The following is a 16,817-nucleotide window of genomic DNA, read 5'->3' on the forward strand; positions in this document are numbered from 1 at the left end:
GCTATCTAAAAGGTAATCGGAAGCGTATAGCTAACTGATACAGGCTTGCCTCTCTGTTTTCCGGGAGTCCATTTTGGCATTCCCTTAACAATTCCGATCCCATTTTCATCGAGATATTGGGAGCCGCTACTTCTTACAATTTTTACTTCTGCAACGGAACCATCGGTTTGAACGACAAAATTAACGTAGACTTTCCCTTTTAGTGTTTTTCCTTCGGATTCCGCTTGTTTAAGCATTTCTTCCTTTTTGCTTTCAATGTATTCTTTTAATGCTTCATCGCCACCTGGATACTTTGGCATATCCTCTACGACAAAGAAAACCGGGCCATCTTTTTGGGCCTTGCTGTCAGCTTGTTTTAAATCTGCTGGCGGCGGTGAAGCAGGCACTTCTTTCTTTGCCTGGCTACTTCCCGGATCAATAGCGATTATCGTCCTTTCCATCCGGAATCTCAGGTTGTCTTTTTTCGGTGAGACTTTTTTGACAATTGTTTCGTAGCCTACAAAAGAAATGACTAACTCACATCCATCTACAGGGATTTCAAGTGAAAATTTTCCACTTCGATCTACTACGGTTCCTTTGGTCGTATGCCGTATTAAAACGGTTGCCCCGGTCAATGGTTCTCCTTTTTCATTGACAACTGTTCCATGAATTGTTTTGGTTGCTTCTGACTGGGCTGTATTGGTCGCAGGAGCAGCTTTTTCATATTGAGGTTCGGCGAATGCCACCAGCATAAAAGCCAGGACGGGAATTCCCCAAGCCATATGGAACAGCTTCTTTTTCGATGTTTTTTGTCTTTTCATCATGTTTAAACGGGTTGGGCCAAGGGCAAAATTCAGATTGTTGGTGATTCCAATGACCTGCATGCCCATTAGCTGATTAACTAATAATGCCTGGTACCTGACGGGTGAGTGGCCCCGGGATATCACACCTTGATCGGCCAGGTACTCGTGATTTTGTTTAATAGCCAGTTCAAATAACCAAATGAATGGATTGAACCAGAAAACGACTGTCAACAGTTCTATGATAAGCAGGTCGACCCAGTGACGCTCGCGAATGTGCACTTGTTCGTGAGAAAGAATTTCACTGATTTCTCCCTGTTTCAGGTATTTCGGATTGATTAATATATGGTTGAAGAACGAAAATGGAAGGGCGTATTTGTCATTTTCATGAATGTAATAGCCATCCCGTATTTTCGGTTCTGAAGAGTAGATAACCCGAAGCGGTCTCCATGTTTGAATGAGTAGTCGCAACGCGAAAAGAGCAGTACCGGTCAGGTAGGCGTAAAGTAAAACCGTGGACCAACTGACTCCATTATTTTCAGGAATATGCTTGCTTCCGGAAATGATCTGGTGGCTAAGAATACCCGATAAATTGGACAGGGGAGTGCTCGCAGATGGTGTGAGTGTTACCGTATAGTGAAACGGAAAAGCAGCAATTATCAGTGCCAGCAATACCGAAAGCACCAAGTAGATCCGGTTGGCCGTGAAATGCGTTGATTGCCGTAGTAACAGCCAGTATACAACGAAGAAGAGACTGAGGCCAACAGAGGCATGAAATAAAAAGTCGAACCAGTTTTCCATTACGAATCGGTGTTAGATTGGTCTTTTCTGAGTTCCTCTTCGGCCTGTTTCATGATCGATTCCAGGTCCTGAATATCCAGTTGGTTCTCGCGAGCGAAAAATGTAGCCATCTTCGGAAACGAACCGTTGAAATAGTTTTTCAGCAGCGACGTAAATTGGAATTTGGTGTATTCGGCTTTGTTAACCAGCGGAAAGAATAAATTGGTATTCCCGATTTTTCGTTTTTCCACAAATCCCTTTTTCTCCAAAACAGTTAGTACTGTGGCCACCGTTGTGTACGCGGGTTTGGGTTCGTCGAATTGCTCAACCACATCCTTTACCACTACTTCCTTTAGTCGCCATACAATCTGCATCACTTGCTCTTCGGCATTTGTCAGCTGTTTTATTTCCATGAGGATACACGTTTACTTCAAAGTCTACTACAAACATAGTAGATGTGTTTGTTAATTCCTACTATTTTCTTAGAAATTCTACTAAGAAAATAGTAGATACAAATACGGAATGCTATAGTTTCCTTTCTGTTAGGGGTTTGATGGCAAAAAGAAAAGCCTCCTGAAATTTCAGAAGGCTTTATTGTGTATTCGTTGATTCTGTTTCTTTTACTGGAATCTTACTTTCGGATCTTCTCCCTTTTCAACCAGCTCTTCGAGGTAAGTTGAAACGTGCCGGTCGATTTTGGCGTCGTACATCTCGTCAATGTTGATCATGATGCCGGTCTCTTCCACGTCACCAAAATGGTCGTTGACAACTGTACCGAATGTCCTCATCGATGGAGAAAGATTCATGTAAGCATTGATGAGCGGCGGAATATTTTCGCCGTAATTACGCACCTCCTGTGAAAGGATTTTATACGCTTCCTGATATTCTTTTCCTTCGAACAACGCATTCAGTGCTTCGATATTCCGATGGGTCGGCATCGGTTTTTTAGGCCGTACCAGTTCATCCGGGTCGGCGAAATAGGTCTCGAAGAAGTGAAGTATCAGGTTGCGCGCTTCCGTGTTGAAGTGCGTGTACATCGTTACTTTTCCGAAAAAGTACTTGATTTCCGGATGGTCTACCGTCAGGGCGCCAAGTCCGTCCCACAGGTTATCGAGCGCAAACAAACCTTTGGCCCCTGCTTTGCTCGACTGGTAATCGGGTTGCACAAATGAGCGGCCCAGTTCAATTACATGGGGCAGGTACTCGTCGATAAACTTCTCTGAAAAACGGAAAAGACGGGCTGTTGCCAGTTGTACTTCACCATTCTCATCGCGCGGCAGACCTTTACAGTGAATGTAACGGTAGCCTCCCAGGATTTCTCTTCTGACGGGATCCCAAACAATCAATTGCTTGTAGGGATTATTTTCACAGGTATCGTAATCGTCAATATCAATTTCTTTGCCGGTTCCGCCCCCTGCTTGTCTGAAAGTAAGTTCCCTCAGTCGACCTATCTCCTTCATCGTGTTCGGAGCCTCGTGATAGGTGAATATGTAAATCTCGTTCCCGGCTTTGTTCGTCTTGCGTTGGAATTTATCCTCGGTAAGTTCCGACTCAATTAGCTCCCGTGGAACGGGAGGAATGATTTCCTTCATGTTTCGAACATTTGATTTAAGGTTTCAAAAATAAGAAATAATAGACAGGATATGTGTAAAGTACACTTATTTTTGAGTACTCGGTGCCATATCGTAAACCTTCGATTTTACCCAGGCTGCCCAATTGTTTTGCGACTTTTCTTTTGAAAAAGTTTGCCACGAAATGGGTTCGCCGAATGTAATACTTACCTCTTTTCCCCTCTGCTTGAATGTTTCGTCAGGCAAAAAAAACATTTCGATATTGAATTTCAAACCGATGAACTTGCGGAAATTGGCGAATCGGTAAAAAAATCCGGAATTTCGGCCGGAAATGTGAACCGGTATCACATCTCGCTGATACTGAATCGATTTTTGTATGAAGTGTTTGTGCCATGCCAAATCGACTACTTTCCCATTGATTCGTCTCGAAGCCAGTCCTGATGGAAAAATAAGTATTTGGTTGTCCGATTCATACGCATCCTGTATCACTTTGGCGGCTTTTCGCTGACTGCCGTGTTTGTTGATCGGGACAAAAACAGGAGCCAGCGGTGGAATCTTTGTTAGCTCATCTCTTACCAGGAATTTGGAAGGTCCCATTTGGTGCGTTACCTGGCTAAGGAGTAGCAGTCCGTCGAAGCCACCCAGTGGATGATTCGATGCAAAAATGTATCGTCCTTCCCCGGGAAGATTATTGAGTCCGTGAAAATCGAATTTGATTTTAAAATCACTGATAACGGCATCACAGAATTCTACTCCTGTCAGGTGTCCATAATCCCGGATGATCTGGTTGACCTCCTTAATATGTAATTTGTAGTTCAGATAACGATACACAAATCCCGGAATCCGGGACGCCAGTTTAGGGCTTTTATCCGCGATAAGCTCTTTTAGTACAATCGGTTTCAACTTTTGAACCGGTTCTCTTTGCTCCATAGGAATTGTCGTTCAACTGTGGCGAAATTTACTAAAAAATTGATCGTGCGAAGAATGGTCGACAATTTAAAGCCGTTGTAGAATGGATTTCCCAAATGAAGTGTATCTTTGAAATCCAAAGACAGAAAAACCTCTCTCAACTTTAAGATTTCAACAATTGCAAGGTGTTTATCAACATGGTTATGAACATTGATGTCAACAAAATGTTGACAAATTTGCTAAGTGTCTCAATGTGTCATACTTTGTCAGATAGTGTAAAAAAGATACCTTTACATGAAAATGTAGGTAATTTGAGCCATGATCTCTTTCACCAGCGTATATCCTGTAAATGTTGACGGTAAAGGCCGTGTCGTGCTTCCGGCTCCTTTCAAGAAGGAGATGGGAGACGCGTTGGAGGTGGTGTACGTGGTCGAGAAGGATATCTATGACAAATGCCTGAACGTTTATCCGCTCTCGGCCTGGCGCCGGAAAGTGGATAAACTTCGTCAGCGGGTTAATATGGACGATCCGCTTCATAGCAAAATGCTTTCCCGTTATTTCGAAGAAGTGGTGAAAGTAAATATGGCTGATAACGGAAGGCTCAATGTTCCCAACGAAATGCTGGACTATGCAGGAATCGGCAAAGAAGCCATTTTTGCCGGTCAGGGCGAACGGATGAGATTGTGGGAACCTGCCAGACATGAAGCTTCACGGATTTCTGACGAAGACTTTGTGCGGCTTTACAAAGAGTTGCTCGGTGGTCCGGCCGATAGTTTTTGACCCTTCAAATTGCTGAGTGATGAGTGAATACCATGTACCCGTGTTGTTGGATGCAAGTGTTGATGGTTTGGCGCTGAAACCGGGTGGCGTATATGTGGATGTGACGTTTGGCGGAGGAGGACACTCGCGCAGAATTCTGGAAAAACTGGAGGGCGGCAAGCTGCTGGCTTTCGACCAGGATGTGGACGCCCGGCAAAACCTCATTGATGACGATCGTCTCATATTTGTTCAGCATAATTTTCGGTTTCTGAAGAATTTCCTCCGCTACTACGGATTGGAGAAAGTGGATGGGATATTGGCCGATTTGGGCGTTTCGTCGCATGAATTCGATGAGGCAGATCGCGGTTTTTCCTTTCGCTTCGACGGAAAACTCGATATGCGGATGAATCAAACCGCTGAAAAAGATGCGGCATCGATTGTGAATGAGTATGAGGAGAGTGAGTTGATGCGAATTTTCAGAACCTACGGAGAAGTTAAAAATGCCAGAAGGTTGGTTTCATTAATCACAAATGCAAGATCAGAGGAGCCGGTTAATACGATTGGTCAGTTTCTGAAAGTGATTGAACCTTGTGTGCCGGCGAAAACTGAGAAAAAATACCTGGCGCAGGTATTTCAAGCGCTTCGAATTGAGGTAAACCGGGAGATGGATGTGCTGAGAGATTTTTTGGAAGCCATTCCTGAAGTGTTGAATCCCGGAGGTCGGTTCGTTGCCATCACATATCATTCGCTGGAAGACCGGATGGTGAAGAACTTTGTCAGGAGTGGCAAGGTAGAAGGAACGATTGAGAAGGACTTGTACGGAAATTATGAAGTCCCGGTGAAGGCGGTCAACCGGAAGCCGATTGTGCCGGATGAAGATGAGATAAACGATAATCCGCGGGCGCGAAGTGCCAAATTGCGGATTGCAGAAAGAATATAATTATGCCGGAAAAGAACAACCGAAAGAGATACCGAGTTTCGTTACGGACCATTTTGAATGGCCGTATCCTGGAAAGTGACTGGCTGAGGAGAAACCGGTTGTTGATTTTTGTCGTGGTGGTCATGTTGCTGGTTAATATCTCCATTCGGTATAAGTCGGAGAAAACCATTAGGCATATTACCGCCCTTCAGGATTCGCTGAAGGAATTGCGTTCTGAATCTGTTGCGGTGGCCGCGGAGCTGATGAAAATGAGCCGGCCTTCGGAAGTGATGGACCGAGTGGAGAAAAGTAACCTGGGGCTCGAGGTATCGAAGGAACCTCCCAGAAGATTGTATGTAGATAAAGAATAGTGGTGGATGGAAATCCGGAAAACCATACTAACCCGATTTAGCCTGTTTTACGTGGCTGCAATAATTTTTGCCCTCCTTCTGATGGGCAATATTTTTATTATTCAGCAGGATAAAAGCTGGGATCAGAAAGGTGAGCGGCTTGACGTAAAAGAGGTGACAATCCCGGCCCGGCGAGGTGATATTTGTGCCGACGACGGGAGGCCACTGGCTACATCGGTTCCTTATTATGAGTTGCGAATGGATTTAGCGGCGCCGGGTGTGAAAGAGGTCTTCAACGCGAAGGTTGATTCGTTGGCTTATTGCCTGGCCCACTTTTTCAAGGATAAATCGGAAGCAGCTTACCGGCACGAATTGCGCTCAGCTTATCGTCAGGGAGCCCGCTATCATCTGATCAATCCACGAAAAGTGAATTACCTGGAGCTGCAAAAAATTGAGAAGTTCCCCATTTTCCGTCGCGGACGAAACCGGGGTGGCCTAATCGCCGAGCAGGAAAATCTTCGGGTTTACCCTTTTGGGAATATGGCTACAAGAACGCTGGGACGAATGAGTAGTACGGTGTATGGTGGAACCCATGGAAGCGTTGGTTACTACGGACTGGAAGAAGCGTACGAAAGTTACCTGAAAGGTGAAGACGGTCTGGCTTTGAAACGCAATTTGTCGGGAAGATGGTTGTACGTGAGCAAGGAAGATCCACAGGATGGTTACAACTTGATAACAACCATCAATGTCAATTTTCAGGATATGGTGATGCATGCCTTGAAGAAAGAGATGGTTGATAGTAGGGCTAAATATGGAACGGCCGTTCTGATGGATGTCAAAACCGGCGATATTAAGGCGATTGCGAATTACGGGCGAGATGACAATGGCGATTTGGTTGAGGGCTATCAAAATTATGCCATCGGTAATTCCGGAAATGCTGAACCAGGATCGACTTTCAAGCTGGTATCGCTGATGGCGGCGCTGGAAGATGGAAAAGTCGATACATCGACGATAGTGGACACCGGAAACGGTGTGTGGAAATATAAGGACCGAACGGTGTACGACAGTGACTGGCGACACGGAGGACATGGAAAAATTACCATGAAACAGGTCTTCGAGTTGTCGTCGAATGTTGGGGTTGCCAAAATCATTACCAAGGCTTATGCCGGTCACGAACGGGATTTCGTTGACCGGATTTACAGTTTTGGCTTGAATCAGCCCGTCGATTTGGGCATCAAAGGGGAGGCGAAGCCATTCATCAAGTATCCCGGTGGCGGTAATGGCTGGTCTGGAGTTACACTGGCCTGGATGTCGTTTGGGTATGAGCTGAAATTGACTCCGTTGCAGATGCTGACTTTTTATAATGCCGTTGCCAATAACGGACGGATGGTCGAGCCACGGTTGGTGCAGGCAATCGAGAGAAACGGACGTGAGGTCAAGGAATTTAAAACGAAGGTGATGAATCCGAAAATCTGTTCTTCCGAAACGCTTAATAAGGTGCACGATATGTTGCGCGGCGTCGTGGTGCGGGGAACGGCCAAATCGTTGAATACACCGGCGTACGAAATTGCGGGAAAAACAGGTACAGCACAAGTGGCAAACCAAAGCGAAGGATACTTCCATGCTTCGGGACGGATTTACCAGGCGTCATTCGTGGGATATTTTCCGGCTGATAAACCGCGGTACTCGTGTATTGTGGTCATCAATGGCCCGAAAGGCGCTTATTACGGTGGCTCGGTTGCCGGACCGGTTTTCCGCGAAATCTCGGACAACGTGTACGCCAGCGACCTGCGGATGCACGATGATTTGGATATTTCGGCTTTCGCCGGAAAACAGGACTATCCCGGAGAAGTTTCGGGTAAACGAAAAGATTTGGAAGAGGTGCTGGATGATGCCGATTTACTGCATGGCTGGTTTCACGGTAGCAGCGAATGGGCCGAAATGGATACCACCAACCATGATGTGGAGCTGAATCCGTTGAAGGTTGTTCCGGGCGTGATGCCCAAAGTGACAGGCATGGGTGCATCGGATGCTGTTTACATTTTGGAAAACCGGGGCCTGCGTGTTTCTGTTTCCGGTCGTGGTAAAGTGCTGATGCAGTCGATACCGGCTGGAACGAAATACCAAACCGGGCAGTCGGTGAGATTAAGATTAGGAGAATAAATGAAGAATTTAAACGAAATATTATCGGGGTTAAGCGGGCTGGAAGTTTCCGGATTCACGGATATTCCGGTTGCTGGCGTTGCTTTTGATTCACGTAAAGTGAAGCCGGGGTTTTTGTTTGTTGCTGTACCCGGAACACAGGTAGATGGCCATCAGTTTATTGAAAATGCCATCGCTGATGGAGCGGTAGCTATTATTTGTGAGCGTTTGCCGGAGAAGCAGAATCCGGATGTGGCATGGATTCAATGTGAAAATTCTGCCAGGGTGTTGGGTAAAGTTGCTTCTCGTTTTTATGGAGAACCATCGGCGCAAATGAAGGTGGTAGGCGTAACCGGGACAAATGGGAAAACCACTATCGCGACATTGTTGTATCAGCTTTTCGGAATGCTCGGTTATAAAACGGGTTTGCTTTCAACTATCTGCAATTATGTGGGTGATGAAAAGCGACCATCGACGCATACCACGCCCGATCCGGTTCAGATTCACGAGCTGATGGCGGAAATGGTAGAAGCCGGTTGCAACTATTGCTTTATGGAGGTGAGTTCGCACGCTATTCACCAGCAGCGCATTGCCGGCATTCAATTCGATGGAGGAATTTTTACAAACCTGACACACGATCATCTCGATTATCACAAAACATTCATCGAATACCGGAACGCCAAGAAAATGTTTTTCGATGGACTGAGTAAAGAAGCATTTGCATTGACCAACTCTGACGATAAGAATGGTATGGTGATGCTTCAGAATACCGATGCGCAGAAGCTGACGTACTCGATGCGTTCGTTGGCTGATTTTCGGGTGAAAGTACTCGAAAGTCATTTCGATGGGATGTTGTTGAGTGTAGACGGAACGGAAGTTTGGTCGCATTTTATCGGCAACTTCAATGCAATGAATTTGCTGGCTGTATATGGAACCGCTGTTTCGCTGGGGGCGGGGAAAGACGAAGTATTGCAGCAAATGAGTTTGCTGAAACCAGTGGATGGTCGATTTGAAATTATTCGTTCTCCGCTGGGTGTTTTCGCCATAGTCGATTACGCGCACACGCCCGATGCCTTGAAGAATGTGCTCTCGTCGATCAATGAAATTCGTACCCGGAATGAAACGCTTTTCACGGTAGTGGGAGCCGGAGGAAATCGCGATAAGACGAAGCGGCCCGAGATGGCCCAGGAAGCAGCTTCTGCCAGTGACCGTGTAATTCTGACGGCCGACAATCCGCGTTCGGAAGATCCGGAAGCAATTATCGCCGATATGATGACCGGTGTGGAAGCACATCAACGAAACAAAGTGTTGGCGATATCGAATCGGAAAGAGGCGATTCGCACAGCGGCCATGATGGCGCGGCCCGGCGATATTATCCTGGTGGCCGGGAAAGGACACGAAACGTACCAGGAAATTAAAGGAGTGAAACACCATTTTGATGATCGTGAAGTTATTCGGGAAATATTCGGTGTAACCGGACAAAACTAATTTAATATGCTCTATTACCTGTTTAAATATCTTGAATCGTTGAATTTCCCGGGTGCGGGGATGTTCGAGTATCTTTCGTTTCGGTCGGCCCTGGCGATCATCACCGCCCTGTTGTTTTCCACTTTCGTGGGAAAGAAAATCATCCGCATTCTGCAGCGCCAGCAAATTGGCGAGGAAATTCGCGACCTGGGTCTCGAGGGACAATTGCAGAAACGGGGAACGCCGACCATGGGTGGAATTATTATCCTATCGTCGTTGTTGGTGCCGGTGCTTTTGTTCGCCAAGCTTGATAATGTTTACATCCTGCTGATGATTATCACAACCGTATGGCTTGGCTTCATCGGTTTTGTAGACGATTACATCAAGGTATTCCTGAAAGATAAAGAAGGTTTAGCCGGCAAATTTAAGATTCTGGGACAGGTTTCACTGGGATTAATTGTAGCAGCTACGCTCTATTTCAGCAAGGACGTGGTCATCCGAGAGCGGGTAATGAATCCTGATGGAAAGGTAAAAACAGAAATTCTGGTGAACAGTATGACGGGTGAACAACAGGTCAGCCAGGTAACCCGCGATGTGAAATCGACTAAAACTACGATCCCATTTGTGAAGAATCACGAATTCAATTACAAATGGCTGGTTTGGTTCATGGGCAATAAAGCTTCTGAGTGGGGCTGGCTCGTTTATGCCCTGGTCATCATTTTTATTATAACCGCTGTGTCGAACGGTGCCAATCTCACCGACGGTCTGGATGGTCTGGCGACAGGGACTTCCGCGATAAGCGGGACAACGCTTGGGGTGTTTGCCTACCTCAGTGGTAACCTGATATATGCCGATTACTTGAATATTATGTATATACCACAGGTTGGTGAGCTGACCGTTTTTATGGCAGCCTTCATCGGTGCGGCTATCGGATTTTTGTGGTATAACTCTTTCCCGGCGCAGGTTTTCATGGGCGATACAGGAAGTCTGGCCATGGGAGGAATTCTGGCCGTGTTCGCCATCATCGTCCGGAAGGAAATTCTGATCCCGCTGTTGTGCGGTGTTTTCTTGGTCGAGAACCTGTCGGTAATGATCCAGGTGGCTTATTTCAAACATACGAAACGGAAATACGGTGAAGGGCGCAGAGTTTTCCTGATGTCGCCGCTTCATCATCATTATCAGAAAAAAGGCATTCCTGAAGCCAAAATCGTTACGCGGTTCTGGATTATCGGGATTTTACTGGCTGTACTGACCGTGGCAACATTGAAAATGCGTTAATCATGACCCCAAAAAAACTGGTCATATTAGGCGCAGGCGAGAGCGGAATTGGTTCTGCAATTCTCGGTCAGAAGAAAGGATTTGACGTGTTCGTTTCGGATAGCGGAACGATAAAAAATAAATACAAAAGCGTTCTTTACGAGAATGGAATCCGGTGGGAGGAAAAGCAGCATACTGAGACTGAAATCCTGTCGGCCGATTTGGTGATGAAAAGTCCGGGTATTCCCGAAAAGGTACCATTGGTGCAAAAACTGGTGGAAAAAGGAGTTCCGGTCATTTCAGAAATTGAATTCGCCGGAAGGTATACGCAGGCAAAAACCATCTGCATTACCGGAAGCAACGGAAAAACAACCACTACCCTGCTCATTTACGATATGATGAAAAGGGCAGGATTGAATGTAGGCGTTGCCGGAAATATGGGTAAAAGCTTTGCGTGGCAGGTCGCTGAAGAAAATTTCGACCTGTATGTGATTGAGCTTTCCAGCTTTCAGCTTGACGGGATGTATGAATTCCGGGCTGATGTGGCGATTCTTCTGAACATCACTCCCGACCACCTCGACCGCTATAATTACAAGATGCAGAATTACGTGAATTCGAAGTTCCGCATTTTGCAAAACCAGCGGCCGGAAGACTATTTCATCTATTGTGCCGATGATGAGAACATCACTTCCGAGATTGAAGATCGGGATATTCACGCACAGATGATTCCGTTTTCCATTCAAAATAAACTGGCCTTCGGGGCCTGGATTGAAGACAATGAACTAAAAGTTAGCATTAATCATAATTCATTCGCAATGTCCATATTCGATTTGGCTTTACAAGGAAAACACAACATGTACAACTCCATGGCGGCAGGTTTGTCGGGAGTCGTTTTCCGGTTACGAAAAGAGAAGATTCGCCAGTGTCTCACCGACTTTCAGGGAGTGGAACACCGGCTCGAACGCTTCATCAGGGTACATGGTATCGAATTCATCAACGATTCGAAGGCCACCAACATCAACTCAACCTGGTATGCGCTGGAAAGCATGAATACGCAGGTAGTATGGATCGTTGGCGGAGTCGACAAAGGCAACGATTATTCGATGCTCTACGATTTGGTGAAGGCCAAAGTGAAAGCCATTGTTTGCCTCGGAAAAGACAATCGGAAGATTGTCGATGCATTCAGCGGTATGGTAAAAGACGTTATCGACACGGATAGCATGGAAGAAGCGGTTCGGAATGCATATTTCCTGGCCGGCGAAGGTGACACCGTTTTGTTGTCCCCGGCTTGTGCCAGTTTCGACCTGTTTCAGAATTATGAAGAACGCGGCCAGATGTTCAAACAGGCTGTACGAAACCTTTAACCGGATTGAAAGATGGGATTTGGCGTTTACCGGAAATATTTCAAAGGCGATAACATCATCTGGGCAGTGCTGGTGGCGCTCTCCATAGCTTCCATGCTGATTATTTACAGCTCGACGGGAGCACTGGCTTTTCGTGTAGCAGGTGGAAACACCGCTCACTACCTGATTCGCCAGACGTTGATGCACTTGCTCGGATTTGGAATTATCCTGGTGATGGTCAATATCATTCCTGTTAAGTTTTACAACCGGACTGCGAATTTAGGTATGCTAACCGCGTTCTTTTTCATCATCATGGGATTGGTTTTTGGCCGGGCTAGTGGTGGAACAGGACGTACCTTGCCGCTTGGATTTATCACTTTCCAGCCAGCCGAGCTGGCGAAAGTGGCGCTGGTTATTTGGGTGTCCCGTATTCTGGCCAACAACCAGACCAGTAAAGAGAGCTTGAAAAAAGCGTTTGGAAAAACATTGTTGGGGGCAGCCGCCATTTGTGCCCCGATTGCCGTGGCCGACTTTTCAACTGCCGGCCTGCTTTTTACAACAGTGGTCATCATGATGTTTGTTGGGCGCGTTCCTTTCAAATACATGATGCTGCTTGCTATGGCCGGAGTCGCGTTGGTAGCTATACTATATTTTATTGCGCCTCATCTTCCCGATGGAGGTCGTTCAGGACGTATCAAAACCGTGCGGGCCCGGATTGAGCGCTACATACACGGCGATAAACGCTCGGAGAAAGGATTGACGCAGGCCGATTTTGCAAAAATTGCGATTCACCGCGGTGGATTTGGCGGTGTAGGTACCGGAAATAGCACGGTGAGTAATTTTATGAGTGCGGCCTATAATGACTTCGTTTATTCCATTATTATTGAGGAATATGGAATGTTTGGCGGAGGAGTCATTCTGTTGTTTTACATCATGTTGCTGACGAGGGGAGGAATTTTGCTGAAGAAGAGTAACCGGACGTTCCCGGCTTTTCTGGCTACCGGAATAACAGTGCTGCTGTTTATGCAGGCCATGATCAATATGGGGGTGTCGGTGGGGATTTTGCCCGTAACCGGACAGCCGTTGCCTTGGATAAGCTGGGGAGGAACATCACAGCTGTTTACGGCCATTGCTTTTGGACTATTGCTGAGCGTAAGCTCCCAAAATAACAAAGAACGTCGTGAGGAGATTGAGCACAAGTTCCACTCGACGGAAGATTTGCCTGATGAGGATGTGCAGTTGAAAGAAGAAACGGTTTAACTGTTTCCTGCCGGGAATAAGTTTTTTGAATCGGAAGAAAATGAAAACATACAAATTCATCATTAGCGGAGGCGGAACCGGAGGTCATATTTTTCCGGCAATTTCCATTGCCGACGGTCTGAAGCAACGGTATCCGGATTGTGAGATCCTGTTTGTGGGAGCTGAGCACAAAATGGAGATGGAGAAAGTTCCGGCGGCTGGTTACACCATCGAAGGTCTGCGGGTAGCGGGTTTCCATCGCGGCGAGATTTGGCGCAACCTGTCGTTTCCGTTCAAGTTGCTTCGTTCGATGATGAAAGCACGTAAAATTGTCACTTCGTTTCGCCCCGATTGTGTGATTGGCGTAGGTGGTTATGCCAGCGGCCCGGTGCTCAGGGTTGCCACCAACAAAGGATTGCCTACAGTTATTCAGGAACAGAATTCTTTTGCGGGTGTGACCAACAAAATTCTGGCGAAGAAAGTCGATAAGATTTGCGTGGCCTACGATAAGATGGAGCGCTTTTTCCCGGCCGGGAAGATTGTTTTCACCGGAAATCCAATACGAAGCAACCTGCTTGAAGGGCAGAAGAATATTGAGGAGGCGCGGAAATTTTTCCAGTTGGAAGAAAACAAACCCGTTCTGTTGATTGTCGGCGGAAGTTTGGGAGCCCGTTCCATCAACGACAGTTTGCTGGTGCAGTTTGATGCATTGAAAGATTCCGGAATAGAGGTGATCTGGCAAACAGGAAAATTCTATTATAAAACCATCAGCGAAAAGCTGGAAGGAAAACTTCCCGGCCACATTCATCTGATGGAATTTATCCCGCGAATGGATTTGGCTTATGCTGTGGCCGATTTGGTCATCTCACGGGCCGGAGCGGGAACGATATCTGAACTTTGTCTGGTAGGCAAACCATCCATTCTGGTTCCGTCGCCTAACGTGGCAGAGGATCACCAGACCCGAAACGCCATGGCGTTGGTAGAAAAAGAAGCGGCCGTATTGGTTAAAGACAGCGAAGCAAAAGAGAAGCTGGTTCCTGAGGCTTTGAAGTTGATCACTGATAAGCTCCAGTTGGAGAAACTGGCAGCGAACAGCACAAAAATGGCTTTGCCCAATGCGACCCGCGATATTGTAGAGGTTATTGCTGAATTGCTCGAAAAAAGAGAGTCATGAATCTGGAGAAGGTACATAGGGTTTATCTGCTGGGTATCGGCGGCATCGGGATGAGTGCCCTGGCACGTTATTTCCGTTTTCACGGAATGCGCGTGGAAGGTTACGATCGCACCGAAACGGAGTTGACCCGTGAGTTGGAAGAGGAGGGAATTTACGTTCACTACGAGGCCGACTTAAAATATGTACCGCCATTTAACGCATTGGATAATACGCTGGTGATTTATACGCCTGCTATCCCGGAATCAAACATTGAGTTACAGTTCTTCCGGAAAACCGGAACGGCGATATACAAACGTTCTCAGGTGTTGGGCATTATTGCTGCCGAGAGTCAGTGCATCGCAGTAAGCGGAACACATGGCAAAACATCGGTAACAACCATGACCGCTCATTTGCTGCATCAGTCATCCGTTGGTTGCACCTCTTTTATGGGAGGAATTTCGAGGAACTACCATACCAACCTCATCCTTCCCGAAAAGGAAACCAATGTGGTAGTGGCTGAAGCTGATGAGTTCGATCGGTCCTTTTTACGGTTGTTCCCGCAAAGGGCAGTGATTACCTCAATCGATCCGGATCACCTGGATATTTACGGCGACTTTTCGCATCTGCTCGATGCATTCAAAAGTTTTGTCGGGCAGGTGAACAAATGCGGAGAGGTATTGTACAAAAAGGGACTTCCGGTAGAGGCAGCCTGGAATGAGGAGGCTAAGTTCTACACGTATTCCATTAAAGGGAAAGCCGATTTTTATGGGACGAATATCCGGGTGGAAGACGGAGCCTATCATTTTGATTTGGTGACACCTTTCGGTGAATTTGCCGATTTGCGACTGGCTTACCCGGGACTGATGAATGTGGAGAACGCGGTGGCCGCTTGCGGATTGGCTTTGCTTTCCGGTGTGACCGGTGATGAAATTCGGGAAGCGTTAGCCAGCTATGTGGGTGTTGTTCGTCGTTTCGATATTCGTTTTCGCGGAAAGAAGGTGGTATACATAGACGATTACGCGCATCATCCGAAAGAGCTGGAGGCGACGATTCATTCGGTTCAGGATATGTTTCCTGATAAGAAAGTGACAGGGATTTTTCAGCCACACCTTTATTCCCGGACACGGGATTTGGCAGAAGACTTTACCGCGAGTTTGAGTTTGTTGGACGAATTGATTTTGCTCGATATCTATCCCGCAAGGGAAGAACCGATTCCGGGGGTGGATTCGCAATTAATACTGGAAAAAGTAACGATAAAAGATAAAATACTTTGCCATAAAGAGGAATTACCCGAAGTAGTTGAAAAACTCGAAACCGGTGTTTTACTGACGTTGGGCGCCGGCGATATCGACCAGTGGGTAGAACCGATTGTGGAAGTATTGAAGAAGAAAGAAGATGTTTAAGAAGTTTCTGCATATCATTCTGTGGGGCGCGGCTATTGTGCTCATTGTCTTTTCGCTGGGGTTTTCCGCACGAAAATACAAGCAGACGCGTTGTGTCGGGCTGGTGGTCGATGTGAGTGATTCGGCTCAGTACCGGTTCATCGACAATGATGATGTGGAGAGATGGATACAAAAGAAATATAACGGGGTTTTTGGTAAACGGCTCGATTCCATCAACACCCGGACAATTGAGGATGGCTTGGAGAAGTTGCAAGCCATTGGGAAGGCGCAGGTGTATACGACTTTGTCGAGCAATACAGGAGACAAAGGCGGTTCGCTGGTTGTGCATATCGAGCAGCGTCGCCCCATTTTCAGAGTGTTTACCAGCGGTCTGGATTACTATATGGACAAAGAAGGAAATGTGATGAACTGGACACCCAAATATACGGCAAGGGTTATCCTGGTGGGCGGTTCGGTTACCCGGAAATTTGCCAAGGAGACCTTGGTTCCGTTGGTGTCGTACATCGATTCGGATGATTTCCTGAAAGCCCAGATTGACCAGATTTACGTGGATGATGACAGCGATTTGACCTTGATTCCACGAATTGGTGAGCAACGAATTGAATTTGGAAAAGCCGATGATTACCGGATTAAGTTCAGGAATCTGAAGGCGCTATATACTGAAGGTTTTCGACATGGAGGATGGTCGAAATACAAAACCATTAACCTCAAATACAGAAATCAGATAGTGTGCACAAAAAAATAAC

The 16,817-nt window shown here is 46.5% G+C and carries 15 protein-coding genes; 11 read left to right on the forward strand and 4 right to left on the reverse strand.

Going from position 1 to position 16,817, the window contains the following annotated elements; all coding sequences use genetic code 11:
* Positions 1–5: 5 nt before the first annotated feature.
* From CLV93_RS06395 to glsA, 4 genes are all read right to left on the reverse strand, one after another.
* Entirely contained in the window at positions 6–1,580 is a 1,575-nt protein-coding gene (locus tag CLV93_RS06395; RefSeq protein ID WP_106541327.1) for a M56 family metallopeptidase, read from the reverse strand.
* On the reverse strand, positions 1,580–1,972 hold the full coding sequence (locus CLV93_RS06400) for a BlaI/MecI/CopY family transcriptional regulator (protein ID WP_106541328.1): 393 nt from the start codon (positions 1,970–1,972) through the stop codon (positions 1,580–1,582). Before CLV93_RS06400 ends, CLV93_RS06395 begins: the two co-directional genes overlap by 1 nt.
* A 207-nt stretch (positions 1,973–2,179) precedes the next feature.
* On the reverse strand, positions 2,180–3,151 hold the full coding sequence (gene glsB / locus CLV93_RS06405) for a glycine N(alpha)-acyltransferase GlsB (protein WP_106541329.1): 972 nt from the start codon (positions 3,149–3,151) through the stop codon (positions 2,180–2,182).
* A gap of 66 nt (positions 3,152–3,217) precedes the next feature.
* Positions 3,218–4,060, reverse strand: a complete 843-nt coding sequence (gene glsA / locus CLV93_RS06410) for a lyso-glycine lipid O-acyltransferase GlsA (protein WP_106541330.1) — start codon at positions 4,058–4,060, stop codon at positions 3,218–3,220.
* 297 nt (positions 4,061–4,357) lie between these two features.
* On the opposite strand from glsA, the gene CLV93_RS06415 reads away from it, so the two are divergent.
* The 11 genes from CLV93_RS06415 to CLV93_RS06465 are packed head-to-tail and all read left to right on the forward strand — an operon-like array spanning position 4,358 to position 16,816.
* The gene (locus tag CLV93_RS06415; protein ID WP_106541331.1) at positions 4,358–4,819 is read left to right on the forward strand and encodes a division/cell wall cluster transcriptional repressor MraZ; all 462 of its coding nucleotides are present in this window, start codon (positions 4,358–4,360) and stop codon (positions 4,817–4,819) included.
* Between the two features lie 19 nt (positions 4,820–4,838).
* Positions 4,839–5,738: a 16S rRNA (cytosine(1402)-N(4))-methyltransferase RsmH gene (gene rsmH / locus CLV93_RS06420; RefSeq protein WP_106541332.1), complete on the forward strand. Its 900-nt coding sequence runs from the start codon at positions 4,839–4,841 to the stop codon at positions 5,736–5,738.
* Between the two features lie 2 nt (positions 5,739–5,740).
* Positions 5,741–6,088, forward strand: a complete 348-nt coding sequence (locus CLV93_RS06425; protein ID WP_106541333.1) for an FtsL-like putative cell division protein — start codon at positions 5,741–5,743, stop codon at positions 6,086–6,088.
* Between the two features lie 6 nt (positions 6,089–6,094).
* A complete protein-coding gene (locus tag CLV93_RS06430; protein WP_106541334.1) occupies positions 6,095–8,230 on the forward strand; it encodes a penicillin-binding protein in 2,136 nt (711 codons plus the stop codon).
* Complete coding sequence (locus tag CLV93_RS06435) at positions 8,231–9,697, forward strand: UDP-N-acetylmuramoyl-L-alanyl-D-glutamate--2,6-diaminopimelate ligase (protein WP_106541335.1); 1,467 nt, start codon at positions 8,231–8,233, stop codon at positions 9,695–9,697.
* 6 nt (positions 9,698–9,703) lie between these two features.
* On the forward strand, positions 9,704–10,954 hold the full coding sequence (gene mraY, locus CLV93_RS06440; protein ID WP_106541336.1) for a phospho-N-acetylmuramoyl-pentapeptide-transferase: 1,251 nt from the start codon (positions 9,704–9,706) through the stop codon (positions 10,952–10,954).
* 2 nt (positions 10,955–10,956) lie between these two features.
* The gene (murD, locus tag CLV93_RS06445) at positions 10,957–12,297 is read left to right on the forward strand and encodes a UDP-N-acetylmuramoyl-L-alanine--D-glutamate ligase (RefSeq protein WP_106541337.1); all 1,341 of its coding nucleotides are present in this window, start codon (positions 10,957–10,959) and stop codon (positions 12,295–12,297) included.
* A gap of 12 nt (positions 12,298–12,309) precedes the next feature.
* Positions 12,310–13,536 carry an FtsW/RodA/SpoVE family cell cycle protein gene (locus tag CLV93_RS06450; RefSeq protein WP_106541338.1) on the forward strand — a complete coding sequence of 409 codons (1,227 nt, stop codon included), beginning with the start codon at positions 12,310–12,312 and terminating at the stop codon, positions 13,534–13,536.
* A 40-nt stretch (positions 13,537–13,576) separates the two neighbouring features.
* Positions 13,577–14,689: an undecaprenyldiphospho-muramoylpentapeptide beta-N-acetylglucosaminyltransferase gene (gene murG / locus CLV93_RS06455; protein ID WP_106541434.1), complete on the forward strand. Its 1,113-nt coding sequence runs from the start codon at positions 13,577–13,579 to the stop codon at positions 14,687–14,689.
* Positions 14,686–16,071 (forward strand): UDP-N-acetylmuramate--L-alanine ligase, encoded by a 1,386-nt coding sequence (gene murC, locus CLV93_RS06460; RefSeq protein ID WP_106541339.1) that lies wholly within the window; start codon positions 14,686–14,688, stop codon positions 16,069–16,071. Before murG ends, murC begins: the two co-directional genes overlap by 4 nt.
* Positions 16,064–16,816, forward strand: coding sequence for a cell division protein FtsQ/DivIB (locus tag CLV93_RS06465; protein ID WP_106541340.1), 753 nt, complete (start codon positions 16,064–16,066; stop codon positions 16,814–16,816). The genes murC and CLV93_RS06465 overlap by 8 nt, the downstream gene beginning before the upstream one ends.
* The last annotated feature ends 1 nt before the right edge of the window (position 16,817 follow it).

This window comes from Prolixibacter denitrificans (genome assembly GCF_003014495.1).
GTDB lineage: Bacteria > Bacteroidota > Bacteroidia > Bacteroidales > Prolixibacteraceae > Prolixibacter > Prolixibacter denitrificans.